Source organism: Pseudomonas sp. P5_A2_2, from assembly GCF_054177685.1.
The window spans coordinates 1-1,312 of sequence record NZ_JBGCUL010001149.1 but is presented as its reverse complement, the minus strand read 5'-3'; the positions used below and the strand labels follow the sequence as shown (position 1 = coordinate 1,312).

Annotated in this window: 1 protein-coding gene; it reads left to right on the top strand. The window is 62.7% G+C overall.

All coding sequences use genetic code 11. The annotated features are described in order from the left end of the window. Positions 1–122: 122 nt before the first annotated feature. Positions 123–1,312, top strand: a 1,190-nt coding sequence (locus tag ACXRVY_RS29600) for a nucleoside recognition domain-containing protein (protein ID WP_458239032.1), incomplete at its 3' end; no start/stop codon positions are given.

Here is a 1,312-nt window from a genome sequence, read left to right as displayed (position 1 = left end):
GCGAGCAAGCTCGCTCCCACAGTGATCTACGACGGCTGTCCCAACAAACCCCGGAGAAATCCGGGGTTTGTCGTTTCTGGCCACCCCGCTATCATTCGCGGATCTTTTGGGGGATTTGACTGATGCTCAATGGCCTGTGGCTTGGCTTCTTCATCGTGGCAGCCGTATCGGCGCTGGCGCAGTGGCTGATCGGCGGTAATGCCGGGATTTTCGCGGCAATGGTGGAAAGCATTTTTGCCATGGCCAAGCTGTCGGTCGAAGTCATGGTGCTGCTGTTTGGCACCCTCACCCTCTGGCTGGGTTTTTTGCGCATTGCCGAGAAAGCCGGGATCGTCGAATGGCTGGCCAAGGCCCTGGGGCCACTGTTTTTGCGCCTGATGCCTGAAGTCCCGCCGGGTCATCCAGCCATCGGCCTGATCACCCTGAACTTCGCCGCCAACGGCCTGGGCCTGGACAACGCCGCCACGCCGATCGGTCTCAAGGCCATGAAAGCGCTGCAAGAACTCAATCCCAGCGCTACCGCCGCCAGCAACGCACAGATCCTGTTCCTGGTGCTCAACGCCTCTTCGCTGACCCTGCTGCCGGTGACCATCTTCATGTATCGCGCCCAGCAAGGCGCGCCCGACCCGACGCTGGTGTTCCTGCCGATCCTGTTGGCGACCAGTTGCTCGACCATTGTCGGCTTCCTGTCGGTGGCGTTCATGCAGCGCCTGCGCATCTGGGACCCCGTGGTGCTGGCTTACATGATCCCCGGTGCCCTCGCTCTTGGTGGGTTCATGGCGTTACTGGCGACCCTTTCGGCGACCGCGCTGGCCGGTCTGTCATCGATCCTCGGCAACCTGACGCTGTTTGGCCTGATCATGCTGTTTCTGCTGATCGGCGCGCTGCGTAAGGTGAAGGTCTACGAGGCCTTCATCGAGGGTGCCAAAGAGGGGTTCGACGTCGCCAAAAACCTGCTGCCCTATCTGGTGGCGATGCTCTGCGCGGTTGGCGTATTGCGAGCTTCCGGTGCGCTGGACTTCGGCCTGGACGGGATTCGCCATCTGGTCGCGTGGGCCGGGTGGGACACGCGATTCGTCGATGCGCTGCCGACGGCGATGGTCAAACCCTTCTCCGGTAGCGCTGCCCGGGCGATGCTGATCGAAACCATGAAGACCTCGGGCGTCGACAGCTTCCCGGCGCTGGTGGCGGCAACGGTCCAGGGCAGTACCGAGACGACGTTCTATGTCCTGGCGGTGTACTTCGGCGCCGTGGGCATCCAGCGCGCACGCCATGCAGTCGGTTGTGCATTGCTGGCGGAGCTGGCCGGGGT